At 65.3% G+C, this 16,594-nt stretch carries 18 protein-coding genes and 1 pseudogene; 8 read left to right on the top strand and 11 right to left on the bottom strand.

All coding sequences use genetic code 11. From position 1 onward, the window contains the following. Window positions 1-8: 8 nt before the first annotated feature. Both BKK81_RS11985 and BKK81_RS11980 read right to left on the bottom strand, forming a co-directional pair. Entirely contained in the window at window positions 9-539 is a 531-nt protein-coding gene (locus BKK81_RS11985) for a GbsR/MarR family transcriptional regulator (RefSeq protein WP_071013115.1), read from the bottom strand. A gap of 124 nt (window positions 540-663) precedes the next feature. Beyond that, the gene (locus BKK81_RS11980) at window positions 664-1,131 is read right to left on the bottom strand and encodes a cupin domain-containing protein (protein ID WP_071013113.1); all 468 of its coding nucleotides are present in this window, start codon (window positions 1,129-1,131) and stop codon (window positions 664-666) included. A gap of 362 nt (window positions 1,132-1,493) precedes the next feature. On the opposite strand from BKK81_RS11980, the gene BKK81_RS11975 reads away from it, so the two are divergent. Both BKK81_RS11975 and BKK81_RS11970 read left to right on the top strand, forming a co-directional pair. Then, window positions 1,494-1,835: a zinc ribbon domain-containing protein YjdM gene (locus tag BKK81_RS11975; protein WP_071013110.1), complete on the top strand. Its 342-nt coding sequence runs from the start codon at window positions 1,494-1,496 to the stop codon at window positions 1,833-1,835. Window positions 1,836-1,984: 149 nt separating this feature from the next. Next, window positions 1,985-2,656, top strand: a complete 672-nt coding sequence (locus BKK81_RS11970) for an NAD(P)H-binding protein (protein WP_071013106.1) — start codon at window positions 1,985-1,987, stop codon at window positions 2,654-2,656. Window positions 2,657-2,872: 216 nt separating this feature from the next. On the opposite strand, the pseudogene BKK81_RS11965 reads toward BKK81_RS11970, so the two are convergent. Continuing rightward, a pseudogene (locus BKK81_RS11965) lies at window positions 2,873-3,243 on the bottom strand (aminoacyl-tRNA deacylase). 260 nt (window positions 3,244-3,503) lie between these two features. Here BKK81_RS11965 and katG point away from each other — a divergent pair. Continuing rightward, the gene (gene katG / locus BKK81_RS11960; RefSeq protein ID WP_071013103.1) at window positions 3,504-5,684 is read left to right on the top strand and encodes a catalase/peroxidase HPI; all 2,181 of its coding nucleotides are present in this window, start codon (window positions 3,504-3,506) and stop codon (window positions 5,682-5,684) included. 276 nt (window positions 5,685-5,960) lie between these two features. Here the strand turns inward: katG and BKK81_RS11955 are convergent, their stop codons facing one another. From BKK81_RS11955 to BKK81_RS11945, 3 genes are all read right to left on the bottom strand, one after another. Further along, window positions 5,961-6,560 (bottom strand): TMEM175 family protein, encoded by a 600-nt coding sequence (locus tag BKK81_RS11955; protein WP_071013100.1) that lies wholly within the window; start codon window positions 6,558-6,560, stop codon window positions 5,961-5,963. A 12-nt stretch (window positions 6,561-6,572) separates the two neighbouring features. After that, entirely contained in the window at window positions 6,573-7,292 is a 720-nt protein-coding gene (locus tag BKK81_RS11950; RefSeq protein ID WP_071013098.1) for a YoaK family protein, read from the bottom strand. A 326-nt stretch (window positions 7,293-7,618) separates the two neighbouring features. Then, window positions 7,619-8,317, bottom strand: a complete 699-nt coding sequence (locus tag BKK81_RS11945) for a hydrolase (RefSeq protein WP_071013095.1) — start codon at window positions 8,315-8,317, stop codon at window positions 7,619-7,621. A 353-nt stretch (window positions 8,318-8,670) separates the two neighbouring features. Here BKK81_RS11945 and BKK81_RS11940 point away from each other — a divergent pair, with 353 nt between their 5' ends. Continuing rightward, window positions 8,671-9,690 (top strand): FUSC family protein, encoded by a 1,020-nt coding sequence (locus BKK81_RS11940; RefSeq protein ID WP_071013092.1) that lies wholly within the window; start codon window positions 8,671-8,673, stop codon window positions 9,688-9,690. On the opposite strand, the gene BKK81_RS11935 is transcribed toward BKK81_RS11940, so the two are convergent. Next, on the bottom strand, window positions 9,687-10,259 hold the full coding sequence (locus BKK81_RS11935) for a TetR/AcrR family transcriptional regulator (RefSeq protein WP_157903211.1): 573 nt from the start codon (window positions 10,257-10,259) through the stop codon (window positions 9,687-9,689). The two genes, BKK81_RS11940 and BKK81_RS11935, sit on opposite strands and share 4 nt — an antisense overlap. A gap of 168 nt (window positions 10,260-10,427) precedes the next feature. On the opposite strand from BKK81_RS11935, the gene BKK81_RS11930 reads away from it, so the two are divergent. Then, window positions 10,428-11,852, top strand: coding sequence for a DUF1254 domain-containing protein (locus BKK81_RS11930; protein ID WP_071013085.1), 1,425 nt, complete (start codon window positions 10,428-10,430; stop codon window positions 11,850-11,852). An 80-nt stretch (window positions 11,853-11,932) separates the two neighbouring features. Here BKK81_RS11930 and BKK81_RS11925 read toward each other — a convergent pair whose 3' ends face one another. Then, on the bottom strand, window positions 11,933-12,310 hold the full coding sequence (locus BKK81_RS11925) for a RidA family protein (protein WP_071013082.1): 378 nt from the start codon (window positions 12,308-12,310) through the stop codon (window positions 11,933-11,935). A 636-nt stretch (window positions 12,311-12,946) separates the two neighbouring features. Between BKK81_RS11925 and BKK81_RS11920 the strand changes: the two genes are divergently transcribed. The 3 genes from BKK81_RS11920 (at window position 12,947) to BKK81_RS11910 (ending at window position 14,631) form a co-directional block, all read left to right on the top strand. Next, window positions 12,947-13,258 carry a hypothetical protein gene (locus BKK81_RS11920; protein WP_071013080.1) on the top strand — a complete coding sequence of 104 codons (312 nt, stop codon included), beginning with the start codon at window positions 12,947-12,949 and terminating at the stop codon, window positions 13,256-13,258. A gap of 125 nt (window positions 13,259-13,383) precedes the next feature. Continuing rightward, a complete protein-coding gene (locus BKK81_RS11915; protein ID WP_071013077.1) occupies window positions 13,384-14,061 on the top strand; it encodes a nitroreductase in 678 nt (225 codons plus the stop codon). 375 nt (window positions 14,062-14,436) lie between these two features. Beyond that, complete coding sequence (locus BKK81_RS11910; protein ID WP_071013074.1) at window positions 14,437-14,631, top strand: hypothetical protein; 195 nt, start codon at window positions 14,437-14,439, stop codon at window positions 14,629-14,631. Between the two features lie 19 nt (window positions 14,632-14,650). Here the strand turns inward: BKK81_RS11910 and BKK81_RS11905 are convergent, their stop codons facing one another. From BKK81_RS11905 to BKK81_RS11895, 3 genes are all read right to left on the bottom strand, one after another. Next, window positions 14,651-15,466: a helix-turn-helix transcriptional regulator gene (locus tag BKK81_RS11905; protein ID WP_071013071.1), complete on the bottom strand. Its 816-nt coding sequence runs from the start codon at window positions 15,464-15,466 to the stop codon at window positions 14,651-14,653. Between the two features lie 5 nt (window positions 15,467-15,471). Beyond that, a complete protein-coding gene (locus tag BKK81_RS11900) occupies window positions 15,472-16,023 on the bottom strand; it encodes a kinase inhibitor (protein WP_071013069.1) in 552 nt (183 codons plus the stop codon). Between the two features lie 162 nt (window positions 16,024-16,185). Further along, the gene (locus BKK81_RS11895) at window positions 16,186-16,590 is read right to left on the bottom strand and encodes a cupin domain-containing protein (protein ID WP_071013066.1); all 405 of its coding nucleotides are present in this window, start codon (window positions 16,588-16,590) and stop codon (window positions 16,186-16,188) included. Window positions 16,591-16,594 lie beyond the last annotated feature (4 nt).

Raw genomic sequence — 16,594 nt, 5'->3', positions numbered from 1 at the left:
CGCGTGCCTCAGTTCGCCTTCCGCCTGACTGCGCGACTGATCTTTGCCCCTACGCCCAATGTCTTCATCAGGGTATCGGGCCGCAGCCGCAACATCTCATCCGACCAGGTGGTGAGGGTTTCGAGAAACTCCAGCGTGTCGCGCATGCGCTGTTCCACCTCCTTGCTTTCCTTCCCCAGCCCGGGATCCATGAGGCTGTCCCGCAGCATGGTCAGCGTGGGATCGATTTCCCGCTGGCGCCTGCCTTCGACAATCAGCTTGAACAGTTCCCAGATATCCGTGGAGGTCTCGAAGTGGTCCCGCCGATCGCCCATCACGTGAACCACTTTCGCGAGGCGCCAGGCCTGGAGTTCCTTCAGGCTCGTGCTGACGTTCGAGCGCGCGACACCAAGCGTTTCAGCGATCTCATCGGCGGCGACCGGACGCCCGAGCAGATACAGCAAGGCGTGGATCTGGGCCACGGTGCGATTGACGCCCCATCTTGAGCCCATTTCGCCCCAGTGGAGGATGAACCGTTCAGCGAGAGGTGTAAGTTCCATGAGGGGCAATCTAGTTCCTTCAGTTATTTCTGTCAAGACTGAAATAACTGAAGCCGCGCACAAGGGGAGCGAGAGCAGGGAAGGGCCTGGTGCCCCTCCCCGGGGGCTGCGATCGCGGCGTCCTTCAGGGCAGCAGGTGCGTATCGCCCGCGGCCTGCGGCGGCAGCTTGATGGCCAGCGCCTTGAATTCGCCGGTGGTGGCCACCGAACCCGCGTGCGCGATGCTCTTCGGAATGATGATGAGGTCGCCGGGGCCGACCTCGCGCTGTTCATTGCCCAGCCAGAAAGTGCCCTTGCCCGAGATGATGTACTGGATCTCGTCGGCGCTGGTGTGATAGTGCTTGGGAACGTTGCCCGATTGCACCGCGATGGTTCCCGACGGCGTTGCCACCAGTCCTTTGGTACGCAGGGTGCCCATATTGGGCACCTGCGGCCCGATGTCTTCGTCGGTCATCGCCGCCACGTGGACGATCTGCGGCGCCAGCGTGGCCGGTGGGGTCTGGGCGTGGGCGGGTGGCAGCCCTGTGTGGGCGGCAAGGTAGCCGCATGCAAAAGCAACGGGGATAGCGGCAAGAGAAGCAAAACGATGCATATGTCCCTCCCTTCGGTTGGCCTGCGCATGGTGCGTCGTGCGGGCGCTTGAGCCCTGCGGTACCGCGGGATTCTCTCATCGCGATCCGTGCCCGGCAGTGGGGGAAACCCGCAAGCCGAAGACGGCTCGGCCTTGGCGGGTGGCCGGGCGCAGGGAAGGAGGGGGCGACGAATGGAACCGGCCGGAGAATGCGGGCACAGCCGAGGCCTGCCGGTCCGCCGACCCCGTAGCGCCGCGGGCGCTCGCCTGACTTGGGAAGCGGGCGCCGGTTTCCCGTTTGCAGGATGGCATCCTGCAAAGGAGCTTGCCATTTGGGCGGGGCAGTATACTTCCGGCATTCTCCACACACATAGAAGTTAGCCATGAGCGCATTGCCGTCCTGTCCGAAATGTCATTCCGAGTTCACCTATGAAGACGGTGGCCTCTATATCTGCCCGGAATGCGCGCATGAATGGTCGGCGCAGGCCTCGGCACCTGTGGAGGCAGAAGCCAGGGTCTATCGCGATGCCGCGGGCAACGTGCTGCAGGATGGGGATACGGTCACGGTCATCAAGGATCTCAAGCTGAAGGGTTCGGCCGGCGTGGTCAAGATGGGCACCAAGGTCAAGAACATCCGCCTGGTCGACAGTGACCACGACATCGACTGCAAGATCGACGGCTTTGGTGCCATGAGCCTGAAATCGGAATTCGTCAGGAAGGTGTGACGAGGTTCGCGGGCAAGCGTCCGCGGCGTCGATCGGTCGACATCGGCTTCGAAGTTCCCGACGCTTTCTATCGCGCCGTCCGGGCGTGGAGCGGGCAGACCTCTGAGAGCGCCCGTCACGCCATGCGCCTGCATTGAGGAGAATCGCTCATGTCTTCGCCAGACCATCAGAGACGGGTCCTGCTCGCCGGTGCGACCGGCCTGGTCGGCGGCCAGATACTGCAGGCCCTGCTGGTCGACCCGGACGTTTCGGCGGTGCATGCGCTGAGCCGGCGGCCATTGAGTGTCAGCCATCCCAAGCTCGAGGTCCGCCTGGTGGATTTCAGCCGGCTGCCAGCGCTGCCCCAGGCCGACGAGGTGTACCTGGCGCTCGGCACGACCATCAGGGTGGCCGGCAGCCAGGCGGCGTTCCGCGCGGTGGACCTGGCGGCCAACCTCGCCGTGGCCGAGGCCGCGCTGGCGGCAGGCGCCCGGCGCGTGGGGCTGGTCAGCGCGGTCGGCGCCAGCGCGCGCTCCTCGGTGTTCTACAACCGCGTCAAGGGCGAGCTGGAGGATGCGCTCAAGGCGATGGATCTCACCGCACTGGTGATCGCCCAGCCGTCGCTGCTGCTGGACTACCGGGAGGGCTTGCAGCAACCGCCGCGGCTCGGTGAGACGATCGCGATCCCGATCGCGAAGCTGCTCGCGCCGCTGATTCCCGGCGCCTACCGGCCGGTGCAGGCACGGGCGGTGGCGCAGGCGCTGGTCAAGACCGTTCCCTCGGCGCAGGGCGTGGTCGTGCTGGCTTCGGATGTGATGGCCAGGAGCGGCGCTGAGGGCTGAGGGCCGGGCGGTCGCCGAGGCCGCCCGCTCGGCTGGTCGTTCGCTCGACGGATAGATTGATAGATCGATAGATCGATCGGCGCTTCGTCGACCCGCACAAGGGCAGAGCCGACCCGGCAGCCATGGCCCCGGCCGCACGAACCCGTACGAACCGGACAACCTCGACCTGGTGGCGGCAAGGCGCCGCAGGCGGACGGTTCTGCCTGCGTTTCTACCCTACATGTCGCGGTGCGCAAAATGTCCGCGCCGTGCGTCGGCCATCAGGTCGACGAATTGCGCGAGGCTCATGTGCACCAGTTCCTGGTGGTCGCCCGCTTCGAAGTAGACATCGGGATGCGCCAGCAGACTGTCGTCCAACCAGGTCTGCGTGCCATACGCCATGCCGACCGGCGGGGCAGATCCGGGGTCGCAATCCTTGAAGACTTCGCGCACGCCGTCTTCGCGCGCGCGAGCGTAAGCCTGCGGCCGGTCTGCTCGCGCAGCTCTGACAGTTTCAGGTGGTGCGTGGAAGGGATGACGGCCGTGACATAGCCGCGGCTGTCTTCCAGCAGGATGGTCTTGGCCAGCCGGTCTCCGGGAACGCACACCGCTAACCACTATAGACCCTCCCTGAGCGGCAGGAGGCGGCCCCAACGCAATGGCGGCCATAGCTGGAATCAATGGAACAGGGGCGGCATCGCGTTCTAGGATGGTAGAGCGACTGTGACGTCCCAATCGGCAGAAATCCGAACACTGTTCCTTTGGACCCTTCCCTCACTGACGGCGTGACGGCGTGACGGCGTGACGGCGACGAGTTGCTGCAAGGCGGTACGTTGAGTTTCGAGTTCAAGCGACCAAGGAGACACGCATGACGACTGAAGCGAAGTGCCCGTTTCTTCATCCCGCAGGTGCCGGCCGATCTTTGCAGGAGTGGTGGCCGGAGCGGCTCAATCTGCATATCCTTCGTCAGAATTCCCCGCAGTCGGATCCGATGGGCAAGGATTTCAACTATGCGAAGGAATTCAACAGCCTGGATCTTGCGGCCGTGAAGAAGGATCTGGAGGCGCTGATGACCGACTCGCAGCCCTGGTGGCCCGCGGACTTCGGTCACTATGGTCCGCTGTTCATCCGCATGGCATGGCATGCCGCAGGTACGTACCGCATCGGCGACGGGCGCGGTGGCGTCGGGACCGCCCAGCAGCGCTTCGCACCCACCAATAGCTGGCCGGACAACGTCAGCCTCGACAAGGCGCGCAGGCTGATCTGGCCGATCAAGCAAAAGTACGGTCGGAAGCTCTCGTGGGGCGACCTCATCGTCCTGACCGGCAACGTCGCGCTGGAGTCGATGGGGTTCAAGACCTTCGGGTTCGGCGGTGGACGGGAGGACGTCTACGAGCCGGACGAATCCGTCTACTGGGGCAACGAAACCCAGTGGCTGGCCGACAAGCGCTACAGCGGCAAGCGGGACCTGGAAAACCCGCTGGCCGCGGTGCAGATGGGCTTGATCTACGTGAATCCGGAAGGCCCGAACGGCAACCCGGACCCGCTTGCGGCAGCCATCGACATCCGCGAGACGTTCCGCCGCATGGCGATGAACGACGAAGAAACCGTTGCGCTGATCGCCGGTGGCCACGCCTTCGGCAAGACGCATGGCGCCGGTCCGGCTTCTCACGTGGGGCCCGAGCCCGAAGCTGCCGGCCTGGAAGAACAGGGTCTCGGCTGGCGCAGCAGCTTCGGCACGGGCAAGGGCGGTGACACCATCACCAGCGGGCTGGAAGTCATCTGGACCACCACGCCGACGAAGTGGAGCAACGACTACTTCAAGCACCTGTTCGAATATGAATGGGAACTGACGAAGAGCCCGGCCGGCGCGAATCAATGGAAGCCGAAGGGCGACGCGGGCGCCGGCACCGTGCCCGACCCTGCCGATCCGTCGAAGCGCCGTTCGCCGTCCATGCTGACGACCGACCTCTCGCTGCGCTTCGACCCGGTCTACGAAAAGATCTCGCGGCGCTTCTACGAGCATCCGGAGCAACTGGCCGATGCATTTGCCCGGGCGTGGTTCAAGCTGACCCACCGCGACATGGGGCCGCGCGCACGCTATCTCGGTCCGGAAGTCCCGAAAGAAGAGCTTCTCTGGCAGGACCCGATCCCGCCGGTCGACCATCCGCTGATCGATGCGCAGGATGTGGCGGCGCTCAAGGCCACGGTGCTGGCATCCGGGTTGACCATCCCGCAACTCATATCGACAGCGTGGGCATCGGCCTCGACATTCCGCGGATCGGACAAGCGTGGCGGGGCCAATGGCGCCCGCATCCGCCTTGCCCCGCAGAAGGACTGGGACGCCAACCAGCCTGCCGAGCTGGCAAAGGTCCTGGCCACGCTGGAGGGCATCCAGGGCGAGTTCAACAAGGCACAGTCGGGCGGCAAGAAAGTCTCGCTGGCCGACCTCATCGTGCTGGCCGGGTGCGCGGGAGTCGAGCAGGCGGCGAAGCAGGCCGGCCACCCTGTCACGGTGCCCTTCTCGCCGGGACGCATGGATGCCTCGCAGCAGCAGACCGACCTCGATGCCATGGCCGTGCTCGAACCGGTCGCGGACGGCTTCCGCAACTACCTGCAGGGCAATTTCTCGATCCCGACCGAGGCGCTGCTGGTCGACAAGGCGCAACTGCTGACGCTGACGGTTCCGGAGATGACCGTGCTGGTGGGCGGCATGCGGGTGCTGGACGCCAACTTCGGCAAGTCCCAGCATGGCGTTCTCACCAAGCGCCCTGGCATGCTGACCAACGACTTCTTCGTGAACCTGCTCGACATGGGCACGGAATGGCAGCCGCTGTCGGATGAAAAGGACGTGTTCGAAGGACGCGACCGCAAGTCAGGCGCGCCGAAATGGACCGGCACGCGGGTCGATCTGGTCTTCGGTTCCAACTCTGAATTGCGGGCAGTCTGCGAAGTCTATGGCGGGGCGGACGCACAGGAGAAGTTCGTCCAGGACTTCGTGGCAGCCTGGAACAAGGTGATGAACCTGGACCGCTTCGACTTGAGGTGACACCGGTGGCAAGACGGCGGTAGCGATGGGGCCGGCCGGGAGGCCGGCCCCGGCTTTCCGGAGGCCCGCCTTCTCGCAAGACGTCGGTTTCGCGCGCCGGAGCAATGCTGCACCAGGGCAATCCGGCAGGCGATGCCCCTGGATAGGACGTCATCGTCGAAGCCATAGAAGGGGGGCACGCGCCAGCCGATACCCCTGCGCCGCCGGATGTATCGGACCGAGTGCCGGCGCCGGCCGAGCGAGTGAGCCTCGGGTCCGATCCCGAGCCTCATGCCCTCAGAGCTCGTGGGTCTTGTCCGCGAGCAGGTATTTTTCGATCCGCGAATCCGGAAAGAACCATACGCCAGCCATCACGGTCAGGATGGAGAACGAGGCTGCGCTGCTGAAAAAGCTGGCCGCGATCGCCACGGCGTAGATCGGGATGGAGAGCTTCCCCTTGAGGTCGCTGCCGATGGCCTGCCGGAGTTCCGAGTGTTCGCCGCCGGATCTCAGGATCAGCCTCGTGAGCAAGGAGTAGGAGACGGAACACATGAACAGGACGAAGGCATACATCGCTGTCGGCGTCTGCGCGAAGTCGGACTTCCAGGTCCAGGTGGTGGTGAACGGCACCATGGTCAGCCAGAACAGCAGGTTCAGGTTCGCCCACATGATCCTGCCGTTGATGCCGCGCGCGACCTTGAACAGGTGATGATGGTTGTTCCAATAGATGCCGACGTAGATAAAGCTCAGTACGTAGCCGAAGAAGTTATAGGCGTTGCCGAGGATGTCCTTCAGTGCGAATCCTTCCGGCACCTGCAGCTGGAACAGCATCAGTGTCAGGCTGACGGCAATGACGCCATCGCTGAAGGATTCCACCCGGTTCTTGCTGATGCTCATGACGTCATCCACTCATTTGAATTCGTTGCGAAAGGCCAGCCGCGCCAGGTAGGCGATGGGAAGGATAAAGGGAAAGACGCTCCAGAAGCCGATCGTCAAATAGAGGGTCGCGCCAAGGAAAGCGCCGCTCACGAAGCCGAGCACGACACTGGCGCTCTTGAGAAGATCCTGGAAACCGGCGCGTGTCCTGGCACGCAGGAAATTCGACAGGTCGATGCCCAGTTGCGTGGTGTTCCCGGTCATCATGGTGCTGGGGCTGATGTGCTTGATCAGGGTCTTGCTGGCGGTATTGCGCACGGCAAGCGCGACGAGGCCGAGGCCCCCGGTCAGGGCGAGGTCCACGCCATCCGGGTTGTCGAACGGTGCGAGCGACAGGCCGGCGACCATGAAGCCCAGCAGGAAGACGGCTTCCGCAACGAACAGCCAGCCCAGGGTCCGGTGGGTCTGCCGGTTGCGGTCAATCAGCATCTTGCTGATGACGACCGTGGCGATAAAGAGCGGGATGGCGCCCAGCTTGATCCATAAGCCGGCCCCGCCTTTGACGAAGGCCGCTCCCGCGAGCACCAGGTTTCCGGTGACGTGCGCGGTGAAGAAGCCCACCAGCGCGATAAAGCCGATCGTGTCGATGGCGCCGCCCACGATGGTAAGGAGAATCGGCGCCCGGCACAGTTCCCAGAGGCTGGGATCCTGGCTCGCTGCTGTTGGGCTGGATGCGTTGACGTTCGCGCTCATGGTTGAGATCCCTCCGGTAAATGGGCGCTGCGGCCCGCGTAAGCGCCCGATCCCGGGCGCTTGGCCGATGCGGCAATGCCGAGGGGTGGCAGACACCCGCCGGCAGCATGGCCGTCGATTGCTTGTCGTGCAGGGACATGTCCGCGGGGAAGGGGGTTCCCGCGGACGGCGCGATCAGACGAGCAGCGTGGTGGCAACGATCGCTGCCGCCGCCACGCTGGAGGCGCTGATGGCCAGCCAGCATCCCAGGGGGAGGGCGATGCTGGCCACGCTTCGACCTGGAATCATGGTGTGTGCTCCGAGGGATGACTGGCGGCGGGCGGGCATCAGCGCTCGATCACCGGCGCGTGCACGGGAGCCAGCGATTCGTGCACGGTTGCCGTGCGTTGCGCGGCCTTGTGGACCATCGTGTAAGCATAGTCGATGCCCATGCCATAGGCGCCCGAGTGCTCCTTGGCCACGGCCATCACCTCGTCGTAGGTTTCGCGGTTCTTCCAGTCGCGCTGCCATTCCAGCATGACCTGTTGCCAGGTCACGGGCACCACGCCGGCCTGCACCATGCGCTGCATGGCGTAGTCATGCGCTTCCTTGCTCGTGCCGCCAGAAGCGTCGGCCACCATATAGATCTCGTAGTCGCCTTCCAGCATCGCGCACAGCGCAAAGGTGGTGTTGCAGACCTCGGTCCACAGGCCGGCCACGACAACCTTCTTGCGGCCATTGGCGGCCAGCGCGTCGCGCACCTTCTGGTCGTCCCAGGAGTTCATCGAGGTACGCTCCAGCGTCTGCTTGCCGGGGAAGACATCGAGCAGTTCCGGATAGGTATAGCCCGAGAAGGATTCGCTCTCGACCGTGGTGATGGTGGTCGGCACGTCAAAGATCTTCGCCGCCTTGGCCAGGCCCACGACATTGTTCTTCATGGTCTGGCGGTCCATCGACTGCACGCCGAAGGCCATCTGCGGCTGGTGGTCGATGATGATGAACTGGCTGTTGTGCGGGGTCAGGACTTCAAGTTTCGCGTTCGACATGGGGGCTCTCCGATGGTTTCTTGATTCAATGAATTTGAGTGCTTGGACAGCGGCGCTGCTTTCGCTTCGTTGCGCCGTCGCGCTGTCCATGGGCAGAACTATAGCTAGGCGAAGTGCTCTGTCAGGCAGTCGCGATTGTCATTGTCATTCAAAAAATTTGATATACGGGGCTGGGGCTGGGGCTTAGCTGGGACTGGGCGGATCCGAGCGAGGTCCGATCGCACGATCGTCACGGTCCCGGGCCTCGCGATCAGGGGGAGGCGGGAGCCCCGGACGCCCGGCGGCCGCGGCGCCTGAGCGGCCGCCGCCGGCTTACACTTGAGCACCGTCAAGCCGACCCCGGCCATGCGAACATGCTCGATATCCTGCGCAAGACCACCGATGTCCTTTTTGATTCGAACAGGCGCTTCCGGCAGGCCAGGCTGTTCCACGCGACGCGCGTTGCGCTCGCCTTGCTGGTGTCGATTGCGTTGACCACCGGCATTCGGATCCCGCATGGAGAATGGGCCACCATCACGGTACTGGTGGTGATCGGCGGGATCCAGCATCACGGCAATATCCGGCGCCGCGCCGCCGAGCGCGGGGTCGGCACCTTGATCGGCGCGGTGGTCGGGCTGGCGTTGATCGTGCAGCAGTCCTATTTCGGCGCGCCGATGCTGACCTATCTGCTGATGGCCGTGGTCTGCGGCTATTGCGCCTACCACGCGATCGGCAAGGGCGGCTATATTGCGCTGCTGGCGGCGATCACCGTGGTCATCACCGCCGGGCATGGCAACCAGAACGTCTATGACGCCCTCTGGCGCACGGTGGACGTGTTCATCGGTACGGCGATCGCGCTGGTGTTCTCCTTCGCGTTGCCGGCCTATGCCTCGTACTCGTGGCGCGTCAGGCTTGCCGCGCTGCTGCGGGCCAGCGCCGCCGTCCATGTGAAGATGCGGCACGGCTTCGCCGACGCGGCGGAACAGCGCGCGGCGATGCTGGACCTGGGGGCGAAGCTCATTCCCCTGCGCGGGCTGATTCCCTCGGTCGCCAAGGAGACCGGCGTGCCGGCCGCCGAGTTCGAGGAGATCCAGCATGCTGCGCGTGTGTGCGTCAGCGCGCTGGAACTGATGGCCGCGATCGAGCAGGAGAGCGGGCCGGGCGATGGCGATGACCCCGGCATCGCTTCCGCGTTGCTGGCATTGGCCGATGCCCTCGAGACCGGCCGGGCACCGGCGCCCGCTGTGTCCCCAGCGCAGCCGGCCGTCGTACCGGCTCCCGAGACGGGGCCGCTGGCGTTCATGGCGTCGCAGCTGGCCGCCGAGATCGGCCGCCTGCGGGCGCGGCTTGACCGGATGAGCGAGAAGTCCGGCTTTCCCTATGCTGCGCGCTAGCGCGCAGCCGCAGGCGCTGCCGCCTTGCCGGCACACTCGCGCAGAAAGCCGCGCACCAAGCTGAACAGACTGTCTTCGAACGCCGGGCTGGCAAGCCATTGCTCGTCATACGTCAGCGCGCTGCCGATGGCACCCATGATCGAACGGGTCAGCACGAAGGCCTGGATGGGGGAGAGCGCCACGACCCGCCCGTCGACGTCGCGGATGCCGGCCGAGCTCAGGAAGGTCGACACATGCCCGGGCGTGACCAGCGGATTACCGCCGCGCGCGATGGCTTGTTCGAGCACGAAGCGGCGCGCCCGGTGCCGTCCGCCGAAGGCGCCGAGCAAGGTGCGCACGACCTGCCGCAGCCGCTGGTCCGGCGACTGTCCATCCGGCTCGCTCAAGACCGCCAGCAGTTCCGCCGTCAGGCGATCGCTTTCGCGCTGCGCCAGTTCCTCCAGTACCTGCCGCTTGTTGGGGAAATACTGGTAGAGCGTGCCGATGCTGATGCCGGCTACCTCGGCAATCCGGTTGGTGGTCAGCGCGTCCGGTCCCTCCTGGTCGAGAATCTGCAGCGTCGCCTCCAAGATGAGTTCGACCTTCTCGCGCGAGCGCGCCTGGCGTGGCTGGCGTCGGGCAAGTGACTGATCTGTATGCGGTTTTTCCTTTGCTGGCGAGGCCATGGAACGCGAGTGGCAGGATGTGAGCAATGCTCATATTATCGGCGCAAGCCGATATACATGAGGAGGAGACCCATGTCGTCCAGCCAACGACGCCCCACCGTGGCCAAGCACCTGCTGGCCTTCGCTGCCGCATGCCTGTGCACCAACCTTGCCGCCGCGGCCGCGCAGGACTGGAGCCCGGCGCCTGCCGCGCCGTCGCAGGAAGCCACGCTGCACCAGGCCTTCGACTATGCCTTTCCGCTGGTCGCGATGGGGCGCCTGCGCGCCCGCATGCTGGGTGCGGATGCCAGGCCTGGCGCATCGCAACTGAACACCTGGCTGCACCAGCACAAGCTGTCCGGCCCGGATGACCGCTGGGTGACCACGCCCAACAACGACACGGCGTACTCCACGCTGTGGCTGGACCTGCGGCAAGGGCCGGTGGCGCTGTCGGTGCCGGACATGGCCGGCCGCTACTACTCGCTGGCCTTCCTCGACATGGCGACCAACAATTTCGAGCTGCTCGGCCGGCGCGCCAACGGCACGCGCGGCGGCACCTTCGTCGTGGTCGGGCCGGACACCACGCAGCCGCTGCCGCCCAATGCGCAGGTGATCCGCGCGCCGGCCAACGACGTGCTCGTGCTGGCGCGCATTCTCGTCAACGGCGACGCCGACATGCCCGCCGTGACGGCTCTGCAAGACCAGTTCAAGGTGCAGCCACTGGGCGCCGGCAAGACGCCGCCCCTGTGGCAGGCTGCGCCGCCGGTGGAGCAGAGCCCGCAGGCCTTCGTCGACATGGCCAACCTGATGCTGGCGCGCAACCCCGCGCCCCGCTATGAAGACGCGCTGATCCAGCGCCTGGCATCGGTCGGCATCTGCGGCGCGGCCTGCCGTTGGGATGCCTTGTCGCCGGAGGTCAAGGCGCTGTGGGCGCAGCAACTGCCGGCCATGCTGGCCTCGCTCAAGGGTGGACTGTCTGCCACCGGGGCCACCGGGGCCACCGGGGCCACCGGGGCCAAGAGCGAGGGCTGGTCCTATTCGAAGGACAACCTCGGCGATTTCGGCACCGACTATGCGTACCGCGCGCAAGTCGCCCTGGGCGGGCTGCTGGCGCTCAAGACCGTCGAAGCCATGTATCCCGTCAGCTTCGTCGATCAACAGCAGCGCAAGCTCTCCGGCGCCCACCGCTATCGCCTGCGCCTGCCGGCGGGCGCGCTGCCGGTCAACGGGTTCTGGTCACTGTCGATGTACGAGGTGGAGCCGGACGGCAAGCTGTTCTTCACGCCCAACCCGATCGGACGCTACGCCATCGGCGACCGCACCGCCGGCCTCAAGGCCGGCCCGGATGGCGCCATCGACATCGTGATGCAGCGCGACGCGCCGGCCGATCCGGCCCAGCGCGCCAACTGGCTGCCGACCCCGGCCGGCGACTTCGCCCTGGTACTGCGCGCCTACGAGCCCAAGGCCGAACTGCGCGACGGCCGCGTGCGCGTGCCCGCCGTCGAGCGGCTGGACTGAGCGCGGCGTCTCCCTGGGCGGCCAGGCGGAGGAAATCGGCGCTGACCGCCAGGAATGCAATGGTCGGGCACGCTCCGGCTTCATGCCTTATAGGCGACGGCCTCGATTTCTACCTTGCTCCCGACCATATTCCTGGTCTGCAGAGTCGAGCGCGATGGCTTGTGGAGAGGAAAGAATTCGCCGTAGACGCGATTGAATTCAGCGAAGTCATGGGCGTCTTCGAGCCAGACGGTCACCTTGACAACATCCTCGAGCGCGCAACCCGCCAGCGCGAGCACCTGTGCGACGTTCTCCAAGGTCTGGCGGGCATGCGCCTCGATCCCCCCGGGGATGATGTGCCCGTCTCCGTCCCTGGCGACTTGGCCGGACACGAACACAAAGCCGCCTGCCTTCGTCGCCAGTGAGCGCGGCAAGCCACAAGTAGCCGGGTTGATCTCTGCAAAGGACTCGATCGCCATTTTCGCCACCCTCGGGAAGAGAACTCATGGGCCCGTGCCAGCGATGAAGATCGCGCAGGGCCCTTCACGGAAAACCATCGGCTTCCTGCTCTTCTACGCCTGCCACGGCCGGCCGTCCAGCGACTTGGTCCGCGGTCTCGCGCGCTCGCCTTCACGTGCAGGGCGACGGACGGCCATGCAGGCGTTGCATGCTGAGGCTGCGAACAATTCATTTGAGCTTTGGAGTGCCCGTCGCTACTGTATGGCCTACCAATCCACTGCGTGACCCGGGTCCGGCCCGGGCGGGCGCCGGGCAGGCGCCGGTTCGCCGCGGGCCGCGCGGCATTTTGTAACAAGGCGTTCGCGTCACGTTCACCTGATGGCGTTCCGTTTGAAAGCGTTAAATCCGGCCGCCGTTCCAAACATGCTGCGCCACGGCGAATGCCCTATTGCGGTGCGGCATTGTCAGTTTGGCGCGCGCCATGGCCCCGCGCCACCACTGCGCGATCAACCCGCCGTAACAAAATCCGCTCGCCTTCCCGTCGGCACGGCGGCACACTGCGATCCAACGGCGCCGCGTCGTGCTACGGAACAGGCTTTCCGCCTCGTACGCCCCGCCTCGTCGCGCCGCGCTTCTACAACACTCGGGAAAACAACATGAAACGCTCACTGATCGCCCTTGCATTCGCCGGCGTCGGCCTCTCGCTGTCCGGCCTCGCCCATGCCGTGGACGTCAACGTGAACATCGGCGTGCCCGCGCCTGTCGTCGTCGCGCCGGCGCCGGTCATGGTCGCACCCGCGCCGGTCATGGTCGCCCCCGCGCCCGCCATCGTCATCGGCTGGCACGGCGACCGCTACTGGGACGGCCACCGCTACTGGCAGCGCCGCGAGTGGGAAGACGAGCAGCGACACCGTGGGCATGGCGGCTACCACTGCCCACCGGGACACGCGAAGAAGGGCGAGTGCTGAGCAACCAAGGCACTGACCGCCTCACGGCTTGATCGCGGCATGGACGCCCGAGACGCTTCGCCGCTCGGGCGGCTTTCCCGTTCCTTGCCGCCCCCCATCTACCGATAACAATCAGCGAGGAGACCATGAAATTCGATGAAGTGATTCAGCAACGCCGCAGCATCCGAGGTTACCTGGACAAGCCGGTTCCGAAAGAACTGGTGCGGGAGATCCTGGCGCTGGCCATGCGCGCCCCCACGTCATACAACACCCAGCCTTGGAACTTCTACGTGGTGGCCGGCAACGCCCTGGACCGCATTCGCCAAGGTAACGTGGAACGCAACCTGGCCGGCGTACCGGATTCACGCGAATTCCGCATCGGGCCGGCCTATGACAGTACCCACCGTGAGCGTCAGATCGGCGTCGCCAAGCAACTGTTTGCCGCCATGGGCATCGCCCGCGACGACCAGGAAGGGCGGCGCGAATGGGTGCTGCGCGGCTTTCGCCAGTTCGACGCGCCGGTGTCCATCATCGTGACCTATGACCGCTCCATTCATGGCAGCGACGTCGCCCCGTTCGACTGCGGCGGCGTCGTCAACGCCATCGTCAACGTTGCCTGGTCGCGCGGGCTGGGCTGCGTCATCAACAGCCAGGGCATCATGCAGTCCCCGGTGGTCCGCGCGGAAGCGGCGATTCCGGACGATCAGGTGATCCAGACCTGCATTGCCATGGGGTGGCCGGACGAGACGTTTCCCGCCAATGCGGTGGTCTCGCATAGAAAGTCCGTGGAGGAAGCCGCCACGTTCATCGGGTTTGATGACTGAGGGCAGGCGCGCACCGGGCGCGTAGTGGCGGGATGTGTTGTGCAGGCCGCGCGCAGGCACGACGAGTGGCCAGGAACCGAGGGCGGCAAGGTTGTTACGCAAGAGGCGGAGGCTTGGCTGCCGCCTCCGGACCTGGACGGTAGGCGAGCGGAGTATGGCGAGGCGGTCTGGCCGATCCTGGCGAAACACCTCGTGAGGGAGTACGGCAGTGGGTTCGCAGAGAAGAGCCAGTGCCGCGCCGCGCCGAACGGTGCAATGCGCCGTCACCTTTGCGCAAGCGCGGATTGTCGCGACGCTGTCACGACACTTGATATGGTCTCACTTCCCGGCTCAGAATCCCGGCAAGCGCCGCATCTCGTGCTACGATCCGCGCAAATGAAAAAGCCCATCTACTACACCTGCCAGAACCAATCGTGCGGAACCCGCTGGGAGTCCACCGAAGTGGTCGTCGTCAACGAGGGCCAGGGCCCGCTGTTCCGCTGCCCGATCTGCGGCGCGCGCAATGCGCTGGCCGCGCGCGAAGAAGACGGCGTGACCGTCTATCGTCAGCGTCGGACGACCGGTTCCTGAGGCAGATCTCGGACCGCGCTTAGATCGCCGTCCGCAATGCTCTGGGCGACAGCCCGTAATGCTTGCGAAAGCGCGCGGCAAAGCGCGATGCCGAGGCATAGCCGCTGGCTGCGGCGATCTCCCCGATGGGGCGCGCGGTGGTCTGCAGCCATTGCAAGGCCATTCCCAGCCTGACGTTTTCCAGGAGCTTGCTGAAGCTGCTGGCCTCGTTTGCCAGTTGCCTGCGCAAGGTCGAGGCCCCGAGGTTCAGTCGTTCGGCGACGCAAGCCACTGTCCAGTCTCGCGCCGGATTGCCCATGAGGATGTGCTGTACGCGTTCGCACAATGGATCGCGCCGGTCCAGCAGCAGCGGTGCAGCCCAGCCGCCGAGGGCCAGTGCCAATAGCACGGCTTCGCCATAGTGGCTGCGCAGGGCATCCGGCGCATCGCTGGCAATGCACTCCAGCAGGTTGTCCCAGGCCAAGGCGGTGTGCCGGTCCAGCGGAACGCACAGGTCCGAGGTGCGTCCGGGCCAGTTGCCGATCTGCTCGCGGTAGCGCAGGCTGAACGCCTGCAATGCCTGGGCAGGAAAGCTCACGACATCGGCGACGTAATGACCCTGCGCGCCCGGATAGTTGCGAATGCCCAACTGACGTCCCGCCGGCAGCAGGATCAGGTGCTGGTTGCCGGCGCGCATTTCGCGGTCATCCCAGTCCATGCGCTTCTCGCCCTGTCGGACCCGGCACAAGGCGCTGACGAAGATCGGTACGCGTTGCAGTGCATGGGCTTGCCGGGCGCGTATGACACAGGCATCGATGCGGCTTTCATGATGCTGCAGGCCGGCTGGGGCGTTCATCGTAGCTAGCGTCCGTAGGTGGCAGTCAGTGTGGCCTTGGCCAGGGCGTTGGCATTGAGCATGTAGCCCACCATTGCGCCGCTGGCCTGTTCGTCGATCGGCAGTTTACCCACCTTCAGCGCCCACACGGTGAACTGATAACGGTGCGGCTTATCCCCCGCAGGTGGGCAGGCGCCGCCAAAGCCTGGCTGGCCGTAATCGGTGCGCCCCTGGACGGCGCCCGCCGGTAAATGCTCGCCGCTGCTGGCGCCGGCACCGCTGGGCAGTTGCCGCGAAGTGGCGGGAAGATTGACCACCGTCCAGTGCCACCAGCCGCTGCCAGTGGGAGCATCGGGATCATAGACGGTGACCGCAAAGCTCAAGGTGCCGGCTGGAGCGTTTTTCCAGGACAGTTCAGGCGAGGTATTGCCGCCTTCGCAGCCAAAGCCCTGGAACACCTCTCGATGACTCAAGGGCTTGCCGTTGCTGATGTCGCGACTGCTTACGGTAAAGCCGGCGGCGTGGGCGCTGAGGCTCAGGCCGAGGGAAAGCGCGCTGAATAAGAGCTGGCTTTTCATCAGGGACTCGTCTTGGTAGGGGAAGTGAAAGACGAGTTTATGGGGAAGGGCAGCCCGGCGTTGTGCCGGGACGCTCACCGATTGTGCCGAAACGCTCGACTGGCTGCAGGGGAGGGTTGTCATGCCTCCAGCTGTTCCCGGTGCCCGCGAAAGACGGCTTTTCTACTTCACCGGGGTCAGGATCGGTGCGCCCTTGTTCTTGATCAGGAACACGACGAATCTTGCCGGCTGCGTGGAACTGGCATTGCGCCCGACCGTATGGATGTCGTCAGGGCCCTCGTGGAACGTATCGCCCGCCTTGAGCGCTACCTCCTTGCCGCCCTTGACGCCCATGACGATGCTTCCATCGAGCACATAGACGAAGGCGTGCGCGTCATGGCGATGCACCGGGTCGACCGCGCCAGGCGGATAGTCGACCACGATCATCTGGACTTCCTTGCCCGGATACTCAGGCAACGGCTCCGAACGCAGCGATGTCACGCTCGCCTGCGGCGCGGCCATGGCCGGCCGCACGGCCATCGGGCACAAACACATCAGGGTGGCAACGAAGGAAACGATCCGCTTCATGGCA

This window comes from Cupriavidus sp. USMAHM13, assembly GCF_001854285.1.
Taxonomy (GTDB): domain Bacteria; phylum Pseudomonadota; class Gammaproteobacteria; order Burkholderiales; family Burkholderiaceae; genus Cupriavidus; species Cupriavidus malaysiensis.
Note: the sequence above shows the minus strand (reverse complement) of the source record. Positions and strands in the feature narration are given on the sequence as shown.